Source organism: Candidatus Woesearchaeota archaeon, assembly GCA_020854775.1.
Taxonomy (GTDB): Archaea; Nanobdellota; Nanobdellia; order Woesearchaeales; family 21-14-0-10-32-9; genus 21-14-0-10-32-9.
In genome coordinates, this window is sequence record JAHKLZ010000026.1 from 1 (window position 1) to 3,277 (window position 3,277).

Here is a 3,277-nt window from a genome sequence, read left to right on the forward strand (position 1 = left end):
AGAAAAAGCCAGTTTTCGTTTGGCAGCAGAAGCTATTTGTGCTGAGGAACGCGCAAAACAGCATGTGATACTCGCAAAAAAACTGGAAGAATTGTTGGAGCAGGATTCACAGTCCCTTGAAACAAGGGAAGTTGCACCCAAACCGTTCGGTTTAAGAACACTGAATGGAGCTTCTTTGTATCAAGAGATCAACCCCAGCAAGCGTCTCAATCAACTGGTACTTACTGAAACAACAGTCAAAACTTGCACTGAGGTGATAGAGGAGCAGATGCGATCAGAGTTGTTACGCTCATATGGCATTGAGCCACGTAACAAAATCCTTCTTTATGGGCCTCCTGGAAATGGAAAAACTTCGCTTGCCGAGGCGATTGCCAATGCTTTAATGGTCCCCTTGTATATGGTTACGTATGATACTCTCATCGGAGCATATCTCGGCGAGACTGCCTCCAATCTTGCAAAACTATTTGAATACGCGAGAACAAGGCAATGTGTGTTGTTCTTTGATGAGTTCGAGACTCTAGGTAAAGAACGGGGAGACCGCCATGAGACCGGGGAGATTAAACGGGTGGTAAGCTCCCTGCTTATGAATATAGACGCCTTACCCAGTTATGTTGTCGTCATTGCCGCTACCAATCATGAAGCATTGCTTGACATTGCTGCATGGAGAAGATTTCAAGTAAAAATTGAGCTTGGCAAACCATCAATAGATGACATCCAGTGCTGGTTAACCTCCTTTGAGAAGAGAATGCGGTTCTCCTTCAACATTCAGCTAAGCAACCTGGCGAAACAGTTGCTAGGAAGAAGCTATGCCGAAGTTGAGGAGTTCGCTCTCTCCATCTATCGCCAATATATCTTGAAAGGTTTTATTACTGACACCAGGGCCCTTACCGAGTTCCGACTTAACCAGGACTCTTCTCTATCCATGCATAGAAATTCATAGATGTAACAGGAGCAAAAAATGGCCGAGAGACCTCTCGTTTTCTTTTCAAAACCAAACAAAATCCACTCGTACAACCTCTGTTCATTCAAGCATTGAGAGAAGCACTTCCAGAACTTCAGAGCATTACTGCAAGAGGGACGGCATTCCAGGGAGTGTGTCTCTAGGCTGGAACAACCTTCCAAAGAACAAGCAGGTGATTTTATTGGGGTATACCCTATACATTATCTGCAACTATTTAAAAGAATTATCCATTCCCCAGATATAACTGAGACGGGAATTTGAGAGTCTTCAGGCTAGCATGTCATCCCGTCTTTTCCGGATAAGATTTGGCTCATCATACAGCACCTTGTAGAGCGAATGGTCACTCGCCTTTTCCTTGTCTCCATCCTTTCTATAGAGAAAACAATGAGAATACCGGCTGTTTCAAATCTTTGTCATCAAAACTACTGTCCCGACGTCGTTTTCTTTGGGCAAGCGAGTTCTATCACAAATCACTCATTCATGACAATCCAGGTTCCTGCTTTTCTCCCGCCTTGCCTTTGTACGACACCTTTCCCCTTCAGCTGAGTAAGGATTTTCCTTACATATCCATCCGAATATCCAGTAGCCGTAACAAGCTCACGAATCGTGATATGAGGATTATTGTTGATCTCTTCAATCACTGCTTTTTCAGCCTGGGTCAGGATAATTTTGATACCTTTCAATATCTCTTCTGAAATGCCTTTTTGGTAATTGAACGGTATGGTAACATTGACAAAATTTTCCATGATATCAAATGCCTGTCGTCCATAACTGCTAATGATCAAAGGCACACCATGTCCTGTCTGTTCTACATACCCAAGCTGCCCGAATATCTTTTGTAGTTTAGCATTGACCGGCTTACTGATTCCCTTGAAAAATTCATCCTTAGTCAGATCAGCCGGAAGTCCTCCGGTAGATATTATTTCTATTCTGTCTGAAAAAACACATACTGCGGGCGGGTTGCCTTTTTCCCATTTTGTATGCAGACATGCGTTCTGCCAGGCTTCTTTGAAACTAGCCGCATCGAATAGCTTTTCCTCTTCCCTTTTGTGGTTTCCCATAGTGACTCTTGTTTCATTAATCGAATCCATATAATCAAGTACTTTGTCCATGGAAGTCACAAGACAGGTGCCTCCATACTCATTCCTTTTGATGATATTTGTCTTATCCTTCCCTGCGAAAGTAACGACTTTTATGGAAATGTCATTCACATCCGCCAGAAGGTACGCCATGAGATTGTATTTTCCAGAACTTGTTTTCAGCCCGGTATTATTCTCAAAGGTTTCCTGGTCAACGGTTAAACCGGAAGAAACGAAAGATATCCTCAGTTTGGTAAACGAAAGATCTTGAGCCGGAGCTTCCATGATCGTTATTGGATCTGCAGCCGTTTTTTGATTCATTAGTTTCTTCAGCTCTGTTGGACTGAGCTCTCTGTCTTCATCTGCGGACCGCATATAATATCTTCCATAGGCAGAGTATGGCTTATCAGAGCCTTGGACCTCGACTTTGATTACATTTTTCCCATCAATAAGTTCCGAAGAAATCGACGGAATAATCTGCGGTTTAACAAAGTTCGCAATTGCCTGGGATATTTCACGCAGCGTTCTATCTCCGAGCTGCTGTCCCCCAACATCACCGCTGTCTTTCACGCCAAAGTATAATACCCCGTGTCCGTTTTTATTCAGCATCGAAGAAAGTGATATGATGCCCTCTTTAAGTTCACCAGTTGTCTTCTTAAATTCGAGGGTTTCGGTCTCTGTTCCGAGATTTTTCATGGCCGCTCTCCAATCATCAGCTTTCCCGGCGTATACCATATCTCAGCGCTTTTTGCTACTCTTTTTTCTACTTTTATTTGCTACCTTATTGCCACTCTTCAGTAGCAGTAAAGGCATGTATGCTGGATAGCTCCCCCATTCGCGAATTCCAGCTTTTTTCTTACCTTGGGCAATGTAAAGGGAAGAGATCTCTAACCCTGGCAAAAGCCTTGATTTCATTATAAGAACCATGTATGACAGGAATTACAAGCTCTTAAACATCCCAATCACTATTGAAATAGCCATCGACTTAATCACTGCTTAAAAGGACCAATGTCTCATCGGTTGTTGATTTTGGTGTCCAAGACTCATACACCGATTTCCCATCGTATGCCACAGGGAACTTGAAATGAACAGTCTTTCTCAAATTCCCGTCCTAATTATATCTAGGGCTCCTCGTCTTCCTGTTCGCCATTATCTTCAGGCTCTATTGGCTTCTCAAGATTCACTGTATTTCCCTTCCAATGGTACTCTATCTTTAAGAGGCTGAAGATCAGCCTCT

General features: G+C 43.1%; 3 protein-coding genes. 1 reads left to right on the plus strand and 2 read right to left on the minus strand.

Annotation, left to right across the window (positions count from 1 at the left end; all coding sequences use genetic code 11):
* Window positions 1–940: ATP-binding protein (locus KO361_04995; protein MCC7574922.1), on the plus strand; the 940-nt coding region annotated here is incomplete at its 5' end.
* A 491-nt stretch (window positions 941–1,431) separates the two neighbouring features.
* On the opposite strand, the gene KO361_05000 is transcribed toward KO361_04995, so the two are convergent.
* Both KO361_05000 and KO361_05005 read right to left on the minus strand, forming a co-directional pair.
* On the minus strand, window positions 1,432–2,736 hold the full coding sequence (locus KO361_05000; protein ID MCC7574923.1) for a putative DNA binding domain-containing protein: 1,305 nt from the start codon (window positions 2,734–2,736) through the stop codon (window positions 1,432–1,434).
* Window positions 2,737–2,778: 42 nt separating this feature from the next.
* Window positions 2,779–2,955: a hypothetical protein gene (locus tag KO361_05005; GenBank protein MCC7574924.1), complete on the minus strand. Its 177-nt coding sequence runs from the start codon at window positions 2,953–2,955 to the stop codon at window positions 2,779–2,781.
* Window positions 2,956–3,277: the final 322 nt, after the last annotated feature.